The organism is Acinetobacter sp. Tr-809 (assembly GCF_011753255.1).
In the GTDB taxonomy this organism is placed as follows: domain Bacteria; phylum Pseudomonadota; class Gammaproteobacteria; order Pseudomonadales; family Moraxellaceae; genus Acinetobacter.
The window spans coordinates 18213-34055 of the sequence record NZ_VWVZ01000001.1 but is presented as its reverse complement, the minus strand read 5'-3'; the positions used below and the strand labels follow the sequence as shown (position 1 = coordinate 34055).

General features: G+C 40.8%; 17 protein-coding genes and 1 tRNA gene. 13 read left to right on the top strand and 5 right to left on the bottom strand.

Annotation, left to right across the window (positions count from 1 at the left end):
- Positions 1–52 precede the first annotated feature (52 nt).
- Entirely contained in the window at positions 53–823 is a 771-nt protein-coding gene (locus F3J02_RS00175) for a 3-hydroxyacyl-CoA dehydrogenase (RefSeq protein ID WP_167246602.1), read from the bottom strand.
- 143 nt (positions 824–966) lie between these two features.
- Between F3J02_RS00175 and F3J02_RS00170 the strand changes: the two genes are divergently transcribed.
- Positions 967–2025, top strand: a complete 1059-nt coding sequence (locus tag F3J02_RS00170; RefSeq protein WP_167246600.1) for an AraC family transcriptional regulator — start codon at positions 967–969, stop codon at positions 2023–2025.
- Positions 2026–2040: 15 nt separating this feature from the next.
- Complete coding sequence (locus tag F3J02_RS00165) at positions 2041–2673, top strand: FMN-binding negative transcriptional regulator (RefSeq protein WP_167246598.1); 633 nt, start codon at positions 2041–2043, stop codon at positions 2671–2673.
- On the opposite strand, the gene prmC is transcribed toward F3J02_RS00165, so the two are convergent.
- On the bottom strand, positions 2670–3488 hold the full coding sequence (gene prmC, locus F3J02_RS00160) for a peptide chain release factor N(5)-glutamine methyltransferase (RefSeq protein WP_167246596.1): 819 nt from the start codon (positions 3486–3488) through the stop codon (positions 2670–2672). The two genes, F3J02_RS00165 and prmC, sit on opposite strands and share 4 nt — an antisense overlap.
- Entirely contained in the window at positions 3488–4576 is a 1089-nt protein-coding gene (prfA, locus tag F3J02_RS00155; protein WP_004653992.1) for a peptide chain release factor 1, read from the bottom strand. The genes prmC and prfA overlap by 1 nt, the downstream gene beginning before the upstream one ends.
- 238 nt (positions 4577–4814) lie before the next feature.
- Between prfA and yiaA the strand changes: the two genes are divergently transcribed.
- The 4 genes from yiaA to F3J02_RS00135 all read left to right on the top strand — a co-directional run bounded on the left by yiaA (position 4815) and on the right by F3J02_RS00135 (position 7713).
- Positions 4815–5282: an inner membrane protein YiaA gene (yiaA, locus tag F3J02_RS00150; protein WP_167246594.1), complete on the top strand. Its 468-nt coding sequence runs from the start codon at positions 4815–4817 to the stop codon at positions 5280–5282.
- Between the two features lie 236 nt (positions 5283–5518).
- Complete coding sequence (locus F3J02_RS00145) at positions 5519–5947, top strand: hypothetical protein (RefSeq protein WP_016539803.1); 429 nt, start codon at positions 5519–5521, stop codon at positions 5945–5947.
- A gap of 145 nt (positions 5948–6092) precedes the next feature.
- Entirely contained in the window at positions 6093–7463 is a 1371-nt protein-coding gene (yegQ, locus tag F3J02_RS00140; protein WP_167246592.1) for a tRNA 5-hydroxyuridine modification protein YegQ, read from the top strand.
- A gap of 1 nt (position 7464) precedes the next feature.
- Positions 7465–7713, top strand: coding sequence for a YfhL family 4Fe-4S dicluster ferredoxin (locus tag F3J02_RS00135; RefSeq protein WP_167246590.1), 249 nt, complete (start codon positions 7465–7467; stop codon positions 7711–7713).
- A 52-nt stretch (positions 7714–7765) separates the two neighbouring features.
- Here the strand turns inward: F3J02_RS00135 and glyA are convergent, their stop codons facing one another.
- Positions 7766–9019, bottom strand: a complete 1254-nt coding sequence (gene glyA / locus F3J02_RS00130; RefSeq protein WP_005187674.1) for a serine hydroxymethyltransferase — start codon at positions 9017–9019, stop codon at positions 7766–7768.
- Between the two features lie 162 nt (positions 9020–9181).
- Between glyA and F3J02_RS00125 the strand changes: the two genes are divergently transcribed.
- Positions 9182–10009 carry a DUF695 domain-containing protein gene (locus F3J02_RS00125; RefSeq protein WP_167246588.1) on the top strand — a complete coding sequence of 276 codons (828 nt, stop codon included), beginning with the start codon at positions 9182–9184 and terminating at the stop codon, positions 10007–10009.
- 51 nt (positions 10010–10060) lie between these two features.
- On the opposite strand, the gene F3J02_RS00120 is transcribed toward F3J02_RS00125, so the two are convergent.
- The gene (locus F3J02_RS00120; RefSeq protein ID WP_167246586.1) at positions 10061–11314 is read right to left on the bottom strand and encodes an alpha/beta fold hydrolase; all 1254 of its coding nucleotides are present in this window, start codon (positions 11312–11314) and stop codon (positions 10061–10063) included.
- A 242-nt stretch (positions 11315–11556) separates the two neighbouring features.
- Here F3J02_RS00120 and F3J02_RS00115 point away from each other — a divergent pair, with 242 nt between their 5' ends.
- The 6 genes from F3J02_RS00115 to queF all read left to right on the top strand — a co-directional run bounded on the left by F3J02_RS00115 (position 11557) and on the right by queF (position 15835).
- Positions 11557–12249: a putative quorum-sensing-regulated virulence factor gene (locus F3J02_RS00115; protein ID WP_167246585.1), complete on the top strand. Its 693-nt coding sequence runs from the start codon at positions 11557–11559 to the stop codon at positions 12247–12249.
- Between the two features lie 140 nt (positions 12250–12389).
- A complete protein-coding gene (locus F3J02_RS00110) occupies positions 12390–12977 on the top strand; it encodes a hypothetical protein (protein WP_167246583.1) in 588 nt (195 codons plus the stop codon).
- Positions 12978–13102: 125 nt separating this feature from the next.
- A tRNA-Arg gene (locus F3J02_RS00105) sits at positions 13103–13178 on the top strand.
- A gap of 139 nt (positions 13179–13317) precedes the next feature.
- Positions 13318–14253 (top strand): ABC transporter ATP-binding protein, encoded by a 936-nt coding sequence (locus F3J02_RS00100; protein WP_005204396.1) that lies wholly within the window; start codon positions 13318–13320, stop codon positions 14251–14253.
- The gene (locus tag F3J02_RS00095; RefSeq protein ID WP_167246581.1) at positions 14250–15023 is read left to right on the top strand and encodes an ABC transporter permease; all 774 of its coding nucleotides are present in this window, start codon (positions 14250–14252) and stop codon (positions 15021–15023) included. The genes F3J02_RS00100 and F3J02_RS00095 overlap by 4 nt, the downstream gene beginning before the upstream one ends.
- Positions 15020–15835: an NADPH-dependent 7-cyano-7-deazaguanine reductase QueF gene (gene queF / locus F3J02_RS00090; RefSeq protein WP_167246579.1), complete on the top strand. Its 816-nt coding sequence runs from the start codon at positions 15020–15022 to the stop codon at positions 15833–15835. The genes F3J02_RS00095 and queF overlap by 4 nt, the downstream gene beginning before the upstream one ends.
- Positions 15836–15843 lie beyond the last annotated feature (8 nt).

Below are 15843 nucleotides of genomic sequence, written 5' to 3'. Positions count from 1 at the left end.
CCACAACGGCTTTAAATAAAATCAGAGTTTAATCACCGAATTAAAATAAAATCTACTTGGCAGCCATACGGATTGCACCATCCAAACGGATCACTTCACCATTCAAATAGGAGTTTTCAGCAATATGTGCCACTAAACGCGCAAACTCTTCTGGGCGACCTAAACGTGATGGATAAGGTACCATTTGTCCTAAGGCATCTTGCACATTCTGAGGTAAACCTTTCAACATTGGCGTTTCCATAATCCCTGGGGCAATGGTCATGATACGAATACCATGTCGCGCTAACTCTCGTGCAATCGGCAAAGTCATCGCGACTACAGCTCCTTTTGATGCCGAATAAGCTGCTTGTCCAATCTGACCATCAAAGGCTGCCACTGACGCAGTATTTACAATCACGCCACGATCTTCATCGCCTTCAGCAACAGTATTTTTGCTCATTGCATCTGCTGCAAAACGCAGCATATTGAATGTACCTGTCACGTTGATGTGCAAGGTTTTAGAGAACATCGCCAAATCATGTACGCCTTCTTTACCGACGACTTTTGCAGATGGGCCAATGCCGGCACAGTTGATCAAACCATAAACGCTGCCATGTTTCGCCAATACATCTTTAAAAAACTGTTCTGCTGCCGCTTCATCGGTCACATCCAGTTTTACAAATTCTGCTGCTGCACCCAAGGTCTGCGCTTGTTGTTCGCCAGCGTCGATATTCATATCGACGAGTGTCACAGAAGCACCTTTTTCAACTAAATATTCTGCTGTTGCTGCACCTAGGCCCGAACCGCCACCTGTAATAACAAAATGTTTTCCCTGAATTTTCATTTACGTTTCCTATCAAATTAAAGATATAAATTTTTATAACTAAGCCTAAAGGCAAGTATTTTCCGATACAATTTCAAAAAGTAGCAAATTTGCTGCGGCTTTTGAGCATTCGATTTCATTCTTCTCCTGTATTTTATTGATATATGAACAAAAACCTCAACCTCGATCTTAATTCGGCTAAAGATACCATTTCAAATGCTTTAATTCGTGAAGCATTAAGTGTTGCTGCGAGTCGTGGGTTGAATATTGTCAATATCGCCAATCGTGCAGGTATTTCAGCAGAGCTCTTAACCTCCTCCAAGGCGCGAGTGCCTGTGACCCAATGTGCTCAGTTATGGGTCGAGCTTGCTGAAAGTATGAATGATGAGTTTCTCGGTATGGACACTCATCCCATGCGCCGAGGCAGTTATAGCCTATTAGCCAAATTAGCGTTTAATGCCGAAACGCTGGAGCAAGCCATCCAAGAAATTTTAAAATTTTTAAGTTTGGTGCTGGATGATATTCGGGGTGAACTGATTCAAAAAGGCAGTAAGGCCTATCTGATCTTGCATGATCGTGAGCACCCAAAACGGATGTTTACCTATTCAACCTATTTAATGTTGGTGCATAGTTTGATGTGTTGGTTGAGTGATCAGCGCATTGGCTTTCATAAAATGAGTTTTAGATGCCACCCGCCTGTGGAAATACAAGATTATCGGGTGCGTTTTTGCGAGAACATTCAATTTAATGCCGAGCAAAACCAAATCGAGTTTGACGCGCATTATCTCAAGCATAAAATCAAAAAAGATAAACAAGCACTCAAAGATTTTCTCAAACACACGCCTTATAACCTGATTGTACGCTTTAAAAATGAGAACTCGTTAAGCTTGCAAATCCGCCGTCAACTGCTGCTACAGCCACCATCACAATGGGACGAGCTGAAAGAGATTGCACAGCAATTGAATATGTCGACTGCCACCATTCAACGCCGCCTAAAGCAAGAAGGCGTCAGTTATCAGCAGCTTAAAAATGATATCCGCTGTGATATTGCCATTGAACGACTGAGTAAAAGTAATGATTCAATCCAGAACATCAGTGATGATTTGCATTTCCATGATCCCAGTGCTTTCCATCGTGCCTTTAAAAAATGGACGGGCGTCAGTCCCGGCAGCTACAGAAAGTCTTCACCCAATAAAAAGAAACGCTTGGGGCATTTAGAATAATCGAAGGAATAAGCTATGTATTTACCTGAAATATTTGAAGAAACAGATCTTGAAAAATTATACCAACTGATTCAGGACTACCCTTTTGCCACGCTAATAAGTCATAGTTCTGAAGGCTTAGAAGCCAATCATTTACCCTTTCATTTACTACGTGATGAGCACAGCCACGCAGCGACACTGATTGCACATATTGCCAAGAATAATCCGCTACATACTCAAATTGAAAATGGTGCAACAGTTTTAATTATTTTTCAGGGTGAACAAGGTTATATCTCACCGAATTGGTATCCAAGCAAGCAACAACACCATCGACATGTACCCACATGGAACTATCAAGTGGTTCACGTCAAAGGAAGCATCAATTTCTTACATGATGAAAAAGCACTACGCGGCATCTTGGCTAGACTGACGCATACCCATGAGGCCAAACAAGCAACGCCTTGGAAAATGTCGGATGCACCCAGCGAATATATTGCACAGGAATTGCAAGGCATTGTCGGGATCGAAATTCCAGTCTCACAGATTACAGGAAAGTTTAAACTCAGCCAAAATCGGGAAAAGCCAGATGCTTTAGGCGTAGTGGATGGACTGCAACAACAAGGTGAAAGCCGTTTAGCCAATGCAGTACAACACTATATTGAGGATTAAGCCTGCTTTTGTCCTAAGCTGACACGATCATTACCACCATAATCCTGAATGGTTTTAATCTGGCTAAAGCCATGCTGCTCAAAAATATCTCGTACTGCTTGACCTTGGTCATAACCATGTTCAAGCACAATCCAGCCGTTCGGTTTAAGCCAGTCTTTACCTTGGGTGATGATAATCTCAATATCTGCCATACCCTGCTTATCTGCGATCAATGCACGCTCAGGCTCCGACTTGAGCTTTTGCATATGCACATCGTCAGGATCAATATAAGGCGGATTAGATACAATCAGATCAAACTGTTGCTGTTCTAAAGCCGAAAACCAAGCACCACAAGCAAACTTGACCTGCATGAGACCATGTCGCACGGCATTGTCCTGAGCCACCTCTAAAGTTGGTGCATAGATATCAGTTGCAGTCACTTGCCAGTGTGGACGCTCGCTCGCAAGTGCCAAAGCAATCGCCCCCGTTCCCGTGCCTAGATCGACAATGTTGGCCTGTTGATCAATTGGAAGCTTTAATACTGTTTCGACAAGGATTTCAGTATCGGGACGTGGCACTAAAGTATCATGGGTGACTTTTAAATCGAGTGTCCAGAAAGGTTGTGAACCAGTGACATAGGCCAAAGGTTCACCTTGTTCGATACGAGCCAGCCCATCTAAATAAGCTTGCTCTTGTATTTCTGTTAGTTCTTGCTCAAGTCTTAATTTAAGTTCTAAGGCATTAATCCCCAAAAGATGCTCGAGTAACCATGCCGCCTCTTGACGTTCATAGCTATCTATTTCGCCTTTGATTTCTAATGCTTGAGCAATATTCATTAGCCGCCATTTTCCTGTGCAAGCATCGCCAACTGATCTGCTTGATATTCGCGATGCAAACTATCTAACAGTTCCGTTAAATCGCCTTCCATAATCGCATCCAACTTATATAAAGTCAGGTTAATACGATGATCGGTCATACGACCTTGCGGGTAGTTATAAGTACGAATACGCTCTGAACGGTCACCTGAACCAACGAGGTCACGGCGCATTTCTGAGGTTGCTGCATCAGCAGCCGCACGTTTTGCATTTTCTAAACGTGAGACTAACAAAGCCATCGCTTTGGCTTTGTTCTTATGCTGTGAACGCTCTTCCTGACATTCCACTACCACACCCGATGGAATATGGGTAATACGCACCGCTGAATCGGTTTTGTTAATGTGCTGACCACCCGCACCAGATGCACGATAGGTATCAATACGTAAATCTGCTGGATTGATTTCTACTGTGGTATCCACATCGACTTCTGGCAGAATCGCAACAGTACAAGCCGAAGTATGTACACGGCCTTGTGATTCAGTCGCAGGAACACGTTGTACACGATGTGCACCACTCTCAAATTTCAAACGACCATAAACACCTTCGCCATCAATACGGCAAATGATTTCTTTGTAGCCGCCGTGCTCGCCTTCATTTTCAGAAAGCACTTCAATACGCCAGCCTTGTGTTTCTGCGTATTTGCTATACATACGGAATAAATCACCCGAGAAGATCGCAGCTTCATCACCGCCTGTACCCGCACGCACCTCAAGATAGGCCGCGTTGGCGTCATTTGGATCTTTCGGAATCATCAATACATTCAATTGCTCTTCAAGTGCAACCAAAAGTGCTTTGTTTTCTTTAATTTCTTCTTCTGCCATATCTTTGAAATCAGGATCCGACTTCATCATTTCAGCAGTTTCGATATCTTCTTCAGCTTGACGATATTTGCTCCAAACCTCAGTGATTTCAGTTAAATCATTGTGTTCACGAGACAGTTTACGAAAACGTTTATTGTCCGAAATTACTTCTACATCAGCGAGTAATGCAGTCAGCTCTTCATGACGATCACAAAGTTGATCGAGTCTTAAACGGAGTGATGCTTTCATGGGCGGAATATCTCAAAATCTAAAGACTCAGTGCCAATGAAGCACGAGCAAAATCAAAAAATTGCGCATAGTTTACAGACTCTACTGCTTAAAAGACATAGAGAATCAGGGGAACTTACTATTCCTCACCCATTTCATCACAAATTGTTCAGTTTTAGTTTTCATAGCTTGTTCTCTGATCAAGGCTTAGATATAAATAATGAAGGATAAATAGAAAGATAAAACAACAGGATAATCTATGAATAATTTTATAAACCGTCCCACATCAGCCTTTATTGCTGCAAGCTGGGTTGCCTTACTCGCAGGTGGGGCTGGCTTTATGATTGGCTTATGGAATGCCAACATGCCACTACACGAGAAAGGCTATTATTTTGTGATTTTGCTCTACGGCCTTTTCTCTGCTGCATCTTTACAAAAATCGGTCCGTGATCAGCTTGAAGAAATTCCTGTGACTGCCATTTATTACGGATTATGTTGGGCTTCGATGGCGGTGTGTATTGTGCTGCTTTTGATTAGCTTATGGAATGCAGAACTCACCATGAGTGAAAAGGGCTTTTATATTATGTCATTCTTGCTCAGTCTATTTGGCGTGGTAGCCACCCAAAAGAATATTCGTGACATGAACTATCTACGCTTACAAACTGAACTGAATCCTCGTCAACTCAAACTTGAAGAACAAGCTGAAAAAGATGATCAATTAGATTAATTAAAAAATGAATGAAACCTTAAAATAAGGTTTCATTTTTTTGTGCGCTTTTAGACTATCTTATTGTTTAATCGAACTTAACCCTCATTCCTCGTCATTCTCAGCAACAAAACACTACAATCAAGAAACTAAAGAGTAATAATTAAGGAAAGCTTCTCCACACTTTCATATGCAAATTTTGTTACATTTGCTGCCATTAGAAAGAGGTCCGCTATGTTTCGGACACGGAGTCAAAAATGAAATTAAATGCTTGGTTATGTGCTGCTATTTTTGCAAGCTCGTCACTGGTTACGGCTGCTCATGCTGATAATGCAACCCGTGTTGCTGCGACGTCTGCACTTGGTAGTGTTGTAGGTACTGCTATTGGTAAAGAAATGGGTGGAAATAGTGGCGCAATGATTGGCTCTGCACTCGGTGGTGCTGGTGGTGCAGCGGCTGCAAGTAGCAAACGTACCCGTACAGAAGCTGCTATTGGTGGTGGTCTAGGCGGCGTTGGTGGTTATACTGTCGGCAAAAACCTTGGTGGCACTACAGGAGGTTATATTGGCGCTGCAGCAGGTGCAGCGGGTGGTTCTGCTCTAGGTCGTAAAGTCGGTCAAGACCGCGACTATGACAATTACCAGTCTAAAAAATACAAGAAAAAAAGAAAGCATCGTCATCACTAATTCTAAAAAGCACCCTAGGGTGCTTTTTTATGGTCTAGATTTTCTATAAACATCTATAAAATCCTGAGCAAAATGCTAGGTTGAATCCTCGTGCTGAACTTTTTAGAATAATTCCATATTTTTTATATGCCTTTTAAGCTGCATTATGAAGACTGAATTACTCTCTCCTGCTGGTTCACTTAAAAATATGCGTTATGCCTTTGCTTATGGCGCCGATGCGGTCTATGCAGGTCAGCCACGTTATAGCTTACGCGTGCGCAACAATGAATTTGACCATGACAATTTAAAAATCGGGATTGATGAAGCCCACGCCTTAGGTAAAAAGTTTTATGTAGTGGTCAATATCCAGCCGCATAACAGCAAACTCAAAAATTTTATCCGAGATATTGAACCGATTATTGCCATGCAACCAGACGCGCTGATTATGTCTGATCCTGGTTTGATTATGCTGGTACGTGAACATTTCCCTGAGATGCAGATTCATCTGTCGGTACAAGCCAATGCCATTAACTGGGCCACTGTAAAATTCTGGAAAGATTATGGTTTAAGTCGCGTAATTTTATCTCGAGAACTTTCGCTCGAAGAAATAGAACAAATCCAAAACCATGTCCCTGAAATTGAACTAGAAGTGTTCGTGCATGGTGCACTGTGTATGGCCTATTCAGGTCGTTGCCTGTTATCTGGTTATATGAATAAACGCGATGCCAATCAAGGTGCCTGCACCAATGCCTGTCGTTGGGACTATAAAATCCACAAGGCACAAGAAGATTCCAATGGTGATGTGATTCCAGTTCAGCAAGTCGCAACTCAACAGCAATGTTGTTCACAAACATCAAACCGCACTGATACGGTGGCACAAACTGTTTTGGTGCAGCGTAATGATGAAGACATGTTTGCGGCTGAAGAAGATGAGCATGGCACTTATTTCATGAACTCCAAAGATCTACGCGCAGTACAGCATGTGGACCGTCTGACTCAAATGGGTGTTGCTTCTTTAAAGATCGAAGGTCGTACCAAATCTTATTTTTATTGTGCCCGTACTGCACAGATTTACCGTAAAGCCATTGATGATGCACTAGTGGGTAAAGAATTTGATCCTAGCTTGATGACACAACTGGAAGGATTGGCCAATCGTGGTTATACCGAAGGTTTCTTACGACGCCATGTGCATAGCGATTATCAAAATTATACCGATGGCTCATCACATTTTGACTATCAACAATTTTGTGGTGAAGTCATTGCACGTCATGGTGACTATATTCGGATTGAGGTCAAAAACCGCTTTGTGATTGGCGATTCGCTTGAATTGATGACACCTAAAGGCAATATCAAGTTCAAATTGGAACAAATGCGTGATCTTAAAGGCAATGCCATTGAAAGTGCCAAAGGTTCAGGTCATATCGTCGAAATTCCATTGTCTTCTGAAATCGATATTGAATATGCCCTATTAATTCGTAATTTGCCCCAAGCCACAACCGAGTTGCAATCTGCAGCGCTTGCCTATTCGGCAGATTAATATGGCACTTATGATTACCAGTGCATGTATCAATTGTGATATGTGCTTGCCTGAATGTCCCAATCAAGCGATTGATGAAGGTGCAAAAGTCTATGAAATCGACCCAGAACGTTGCACTGAATGTGTTGGCTTTTATCAAGTACCCACTTGTGTAGCAGTATGCCCGATTGACTGTATCAAACCCAATCCGCAATATCACGAAACCCAAGCAGAACTTTTACAGAAGTTTAATCATCTACAAATTGTATAAAAGACAGCAATAAAAAAAGCGCCTTACGGCGCTTTCTTTTTAGATATACAAATTAGTTTGCATACACTGGGAATTTTGCACAAACAGCTTCAACTTTAGCTTTTACGTCAGCGATAACTTTCTCGTCACCTTTGCTGTCGATCACGTCAGCAATCCAACCTGCAAGTTCACGTACTTCAGCTTCACCAAAACCACGAGTCGTCACTGCTGGCGTACCAATACGGATACCAGAAGTTACGAACGGAGAACGCGGGTCATTTGGAACCGCATTTTTGTTTACTGTAATGTGAGCAGCACCTAACCAAGCATCAACTTCTTTACCCGTTACGTCTTGTTTGATCAAAGACAATAAGAATAAATGATTTTCTGTACCACCAGAAACAACATCAAAGCCACGTGAAATCAACACTTCAGCCATAGCTTGTGCATTTTTCACAACTTGTTGTTGGTAAGTTTTAAACTCATCCGACATTGCTTCTTTGAAACAGATTGCTTTAGCAGCAATTGCATGCATCAAAGGACCACCTTGGTTACCTGGGAATACAGCAGATTGAAGTTTCTTCTCAATTTCTTCGTTTGCTTTAGCTAAGATTAAACCAGAACGTGGACCACGAAGTGTTTTATGCGTCGTTGTTGTAGTAACGTCCGCAATTTGCACTGGGTTCGGATAAACACCTGCAGCAACTAAACCAGCAACATGCGCCATATCAACAAAAAGGTATGCACCTACTTTGTCTGCGATGTCACGGAAACGCTGCCAATCAACGATTTGGCTATATGCAGAGAAACCAGCAACGATCATGCGTGGCTTGTGTTCCAACGCTAAACGCTCTACTTCTTCATAATCAATTTCGCCAGTTTCAGTATTTAAACCATACTGAACAGCATTATATGTTTTACCAGAGAAGCTTACTTTAGCACCGTGAGTCAAGTGACCACCGTGAGCCAAGCTCATACCTAATACAGTATCACCTGGGTTAAGAAGCGCTAGGTAAACAGCAGAGTTTGCTTGTGAACCCGCATGCGGTTGAACGTTTGCATAGTCTGCACCGAACAACTCTTTTGCACGATCAATTGCAAGTTGTTCAATCACGTCCACATATTCACAACCGCCATAGTAGCGTTTGCCAGGATAGCCTTCTGCATATTTATTCGTAAGTTTTGATCCTTGTGCTTCCATTACAGCTGGTGAGCAATAGTTTTCAGATGCGATTAACTCAATATGAGCTTCTTGGCGTACGCCTTCAGAAGCAATCGCTTGAGCTAATTCTGGATCAAATTCAGCAATAGAGATATTGGCAAACATTAGCGGAGGGTCCTATGAATTAGGGCTTTTAAGCCGTGCTAAAGATTGGCACATATTGTAGCACGAAGTTTATGGTTTCACCGCTTGATATTTATTTAATTATTCGTGAATTTTACTTATCTTAATTGTTATGCTAACAACACAATAAAAAAGGATATCTAAATGGGATTAATCGATAAATTTTGGCCGAGTAAGAATCATACAACAACAAAAGAATCCACCCATCAATTACTAGAAGTTCCAGAAAATTGGGATTTTTATATGTTTGATATAGATGGGCAACCTGCAAGTTATTTTCTCAATCTAGCTTTGACGAGAATTGCACCGATATTAGATAGATCAACCTTGCTCTGGGTTGAAATAAAGATGAACCATTCAAGAGAGGATGGTCTATCTTCCAGTGAGGAATTTGATCACCTGATTGAAATAGAGGATCAACTCATCCCCGCACTTACGACCAGACTCCCTGCTCTCTATGTCGGTCGTTTGACTCATAATCACTTGAGATATTTCTACTTTTATTGCAAAGATGGAATAGATGTAGACCCTATTCTTCATAAAATCATGCAATCTTATCCAGACTATAGTTATCATTTTGGCCAAAAAGTTGATTCAGATTGGTCAACCTATTTCAATGATATGTATCCAAATGAAGAAATCATGCAATCCATCTCGAATAGATCTGTCATTGAAGAACTTTTAAACCATGGAGATAATCTTGAGGTTGAACGCCCTGTAGATCACTGGATTTACTTTCAAAATGAGATGGACCGAACTGTTTTTTCAAAAGCAATTCTATCTTTAGGCTTTGAAATTATTCAGCAAGATCAAGTTGAAGCAAGTCAAAACTTTCATTATCAACTACAAATTTCCAGAAGTGATTCTGTGAACCAACAATCTATTGATGCATGTACTATACAGCTAATTAAATTGGCTCAACAATTTAATGCTCAATATGATGGCTGGGAAACACAGATCATTAGGAATTAAAGAACCTACCCAACTTACCTTTTACAAAGTAAGTTGGGCTGTTCCCTGCTCTTAATTATTCACAGGCATTGCCGTTTTTACATCATTGACAATATTAATAATATTCGCCTCGTAGGCAGTACCATGGTCCCACTTTACAGGACTATTATCATCAGTAATATACTGAATAGAAGTACCCTGTTGTTGCGCAGAATTCACCAAGGTATTAGTTGCCAAGCGAGGAACGGTAGCGTCATTGGTTCCCTGATAAATAATAATTGGTGTCGTCACTTTGACCGTTAAAGGTTGACCGTCTTTAGTGGTAAAGTTTTTAACGATAGGAAGGTTTAAGAAATTATCTTGGGTGCGACCATAACCATTTAAACTTCCTGTTGATTTATCATATAACGTCATACTGTACCCAAAGGCATTCCCGAGATCACCAGAACATCCTGTTTCTGCATATTTCTGTGCAAGTTCTGCCGTTGGATTTTTGAAAATTTGGCTGTATTGCAAGTCAGGATTTGAATTACGTAACCCTGCTGTAATCAGTGCAGTAAAAGTATCTAGACTGGCATAAACGGGAATCTGTACTGCTGCTGGTTTACCTATAACAGACAGCTCTCCTAATGTTAAAATTAAATCCAGATTAGAAGCAGGTGCGACAGCAACCGTTCCCTTATAATCAAGCTTGGCCCGACTTTGATATTGTGCTGCACCTAATGCGGCTTGCCCGCCTTGAGAATGCCCGACAGTCATCCATTGGCGAGAAACTAGCTTACCTTGACCAGCTAAATAATATCGCGCAGCAACCACTGCGTCAGTAATCGAATAAGCTTCACTTTTTACATTCAAGAATGGATGTAGTTCTCGACTGCCAGGTTCCCCTAAACCCTCATAATCAGGTGCAACCACCACATAACCTGCTGCCAGAAATTGACTAATCATATCTTTAATAGCAGGACTAGTCGCATTACGGCTTGGTGCACATTGGTCTGCAACTCCCGTTGTGCCATGTGCCCAAGCAACAATTTTCCATCCTCCAGTTGGCATTGGTCCACCAGGTACAAACAATAAACTGGTCGCCATGGTCTCTTTTCCATCTTGCCCTAACATTTTATAGGTCATGACCGAACTTTCAGAAGCCACAGCACCGAAGTCAGTCTTGGTATAAGCAACTGGAATACCAACCACAGGGTTTTGAATATTATTTTCTGGAATTTCTGGCTTAGGTATAAACGAAATATTGTCGTTGTCATCATCATTACAGGCTGTAAGTAACAAACTAGAACTCAGCAGTGCAACCGTTAGTAATTTCATATTCATGTCATGTTCCCTGATTTTTTATCGTTTTCATTTTAATGCTTAGTATTTCTTTTACTAAGGCAATTACTTCCATAAGAATGCGCTTAATATCAAATTGTTCAAGTATTTTTTCACTTTGCTGCTTATTTATTCAAAGTTATTGCCAATTTTCTAAAAAATGAAATTGATACAACCTCATTCAATACTGCTTGTGAGATTTTCTTGTAAGATGTTCACATTCTCAACCAAGCTAGGCCAACTTTATGCAAGCAATCATCTTAGACACTGAAACACACACGCTGAATGGTTTGCCAATTGAAATTGCTTATGCTCCGATTGAAATTGAAAATGGAAAACTCAGTCTCGATAAAAAACAGATTTTTGACCAGCTTTATCAGGTCGGCCAGCCTATCTCGTTCGCGGCAATGGCAGTACACCATATTTTAGAATCAGATCTGATTGACCAACCTTTTTATAATGAGTTTAAGCTTCCTGCTCAAACCACTTATATCATTGGGCATAATGTTGATTATGATGTTGCCGCAATTGCACGTTGTGGTGTTGACACCTCAAAGTTGAAACCAATTTGTACCTTAGCTTTAGCACGTCACATTTGGGAAGATGCCGAAGCACATAATATTTCTGCTCTAATCTATTTGATCTCAAAAGGCAGTGATAAAGCACGTGAAATGTTGAAAGGTGCACATCGCGCAGATGCTGACATTATTTTAACTGCCAACATCTTGATGCATATTATTCATCAACTCAATATTCAAAATATCGAGCAACTTTATCTTGCCTCAGAAGAAGCGCGTATTCCCAAAACGATTACCTTTGGGAAACATAAAGGTACAGCCATTCAAGACCTTCCTGCCGACTATATTCAATGGTTGATGCGTCAGGATGATCTTGACCCATATCTGCGTAAAGCATTAGAGGCTAAACTGGTTAAATAAGAGTAAAAGTTCGCAATTTTTAGATTATTTGCCACTTAGTTTAAACAAGGCAATGATATTTAATAAATTGTTAACATTACTGTCATTTTTTAACCTTATCTTAATCTCCGTCTAGATCTTGATTTGGGGGAGATTAAGAGATGTCACATTTTTTTAAAACAGAGCTTGGGCAAACTGCCCTACAAGAACGTAGTATTGCATTGACTGCACGTCAACGTCGTCTACTACTTTTAATTGATCATGAAGATTTCAAAGAGTTGGATCAAGACTATAAGGAAAGGATTGCACCGACTGAACTTGTTCAACAACTGATTGATATGGGACTATTAGCAGAACAAGCATCACCTATTGTTCAAGAAGAAGCTATTGAACCCGAAATAAAAAGCAATGATCTCAAAACAACACTAGAGCCAGTTACAGCAGAAGAAACAATCACAATTGTACCAAAACCGATTGCAGCTGAACCAAAACCAGAAATCGAACCTGAAATTATTGAATTAGAAAAATTGCCTTTTGTTGAAATCCAACAAGTCATGATTCAAACACTCACGACGTATTGTGGTCTGATGGCGCGTCCGTTGATACAGAAAATTCAGTCGATTAGTTCTTTACAACAACTCAAAGCCTGTCAAATGCAATGGATAACCTCACTGCAAGAATCACGGATTCCACCTGCTCAACTGAATCAAACTTTAAAGTTGATCAATTATTCAGTGCAACATTTATAGTTGGATATATAGAATCTTTATAAGCTAGCGATAAAATTGATGTTTTAATAAACAAGAAGTACCTTTATTAGAAGGTATATATTTACCTACTTGTATTTTTTGCCTATGATGTGGCACGCATACATGCGCTCATAGCTCAACTGGATAGAGTACAGGTCTCCGAAGCCTGTGGCGTGGGTTCGAGTCCCGCTGAGCGCACCATTGCATCTTCTTCTCTTCTATATATTCTCTCCTTTCTATAATCGTTCTGTTTTTAACACGCCATAAACCTATTTTTCTACTTGGTTTATTTTTTCATATCGCTCAAAATACCCGTTCTATTTAACAACGTGAGACGTTTATGACTGATGCTTTGGTGTTGAGCGGTTTGTCCAAAACTTATCGTAATGGTTTTCAGGCGTTAAAAGGGATCGACCTGACCGTACCTGAAGGTGAATTTTATGCATTATTAGGACCTAATGGTGCAGGAAAATCGACAACGATTGGTATCATCAGCTCTTTAACCAAAAAAACATCTGGTTCTGTTGAGATTTTTGGGCACAACTTAGATACCCATCCCTCTCATGCAAAACAATGTCTTGGTGTTGTTCCTCAAGAATTTAACTTTGGGCAATTCGAAAAAACTTTCGATATTTTAGTGACCCAAGCGGGTTATTACGGCATTCCTAAAAAGCTGGCTGAGCAGCGTGCTGAACATTATTTAGAAAAATTAGGTTTATGGGAAAAACGTAATATTCAATCGCGTATGCTTTCGGGTGGTATGAAACGCCGTTTAATGATTGCACGTGCGATGATGCATGAACCTAAACTGCTGATCCTTGATGAACCGACAGCAGGCGTCGATATTGAGCTCCGTCGTTCGATGTGGGACTTCCTCACCGAAATGAATGAAAATGGCACATCCATCATTCTCACAACACACTATTTAGAAGAAGCAGAAATGCTGTGTCGTCGCATCGCAATTATTGACCGCGGTGTGATTAAAGAAGATACCTCGATGAAAGGTTTCCTCAATCAACTGAATGAAGAATCGTTTATCTGCGATTTAGCCGAGCCAATCGAAACTTTTGACCTGAATATTATCGGTTTTAAATTTAATCTGATTGATCCAGTTACCCTAGAAGTAACAATGGATAAGGCGCATAGCATGAATGATCTGTTCCTGCTCTTACAGTCACAGAATATCCAGGTCAGCAGCATGCGTAATAAATCGAATCGCTTAGAAGAATTGTTCGTGAAAATGGTCGAGAAGAATCTTGCAGGAGCGGATCAATGAATTTCAGTCAATTACAAACCGCTCTCTGGACTTTAGTTGTTAAAGAAATTCGTCGCTTTATGCGAATCTGGCCACAGACCTTGCTCCCGCCTGCAATCACTATGAGTTTGTACTTTGTGATTTTTGGCAACTTGGTAGGTTCACGTATCGGTGAGATGGGCGGCTTTAGCTATATGCAGTTTATTGTGCCCGGCTTAATTATGATGGCCGTGATCACCAACAGCTACGCCAACGTTTCTTCAAGCTTCTTTAGTGCCAAATTCCAGAAAAGCATTGAAGAGCTGATTATGAGCCCAGTACCATTACATTTAATCTTGTGGGGTTATGTAATTGGTGGTGTTAGCCGTGGTGTATTGGTTGGCTTAATCGTCACCATAATGAGCTTATTCTTTACTCACCTAGAAATTTATAATGTGTTTGTGACTATATATACAGTCATCATTACTTCATTATTATTTTCATTGGGCGGTTTCATCAATGCGGTCTATGCCAAGTCATTTGATGATATTTCAATTATCCCGACTTTCGTATTGACACCTCTCACCTATTTAGGTGGAGTGTTCTATGCCATTAGTGCATTAAGCCCATTTTGGCAAAACGTCTCTTTAGTTAATCCAATTGTATATATGGTCAATGCCTTCCGTTACGGTATTTTAGGGCACAGCGACGTTAATGTGACCTTCTCTTTAGGTATCGTGACGCTGTGCTGTGTCGTCCTGTATGCAATTGCATATCATTTATTAGCTCGTGGTTCAGGAATGCGTGAATGAGTGTTGAACATTCTTTATTGGGTAAAGACACCCAATACCCTACTCAATATCAACCAGATGTTTTATTTCCAATTGCCCGTGCTGAGTCTCGTCAACAGTATTTACATGTTGAGGGAATTACGCAGGGTAAAGACTGGTGGCATGTATTTGAAATCTCATGGCTGAACAGTTTTGGTTTACCGCAAGTCGCGATTGGCCGTTTAACCCTACCTGCAAGTTCGCCAAATTTAATTGAATCAAAGTCACTTAAACTTTATTTCAATAGCATGAACTTCACTCAATTTGAATCTCAACAGGCTTTTGTTGAAACAGTTGAACGTGATTTATCCAATGCTGCTGGCGCAAAAGTTGAACTACAGCTGTTTCAGGTTGATGATTTAGAGATTTCTAAACCTAAAGGGATCTGTATCGACAATCTAATCCCTGAGCGTTTATCAGAACATCCTGATTCAACTTTATTGCAGTTAGATATGGCCGCAGAAGATGACGTTGAAATTGAGCTGTACTCGCATTTATTAAGAAGTAATTGCCCTGTGACGGGTCAGCCAGACTGGGGTACTGTTTTTATTCGTTTACAAGGTAAAAAGCCTTGTTATCGCAGCATTTTAGCTTATATTATCTCGTACCGTCAGCATAATGGTTTCCATGAACAATGTGTTGAGCAAATGTTTGCAGATATTTGGCAACTTTTGAAACCAGCAAAACTGATGGTCTATGCAACCTATACTCGCCGTGGGGGCTTGGATATTAACCCATGCCGAGTATCTGATTTGTCATGGATGCCCGAGCCAATTCGCTTGGCACGACAATAAAACGAATA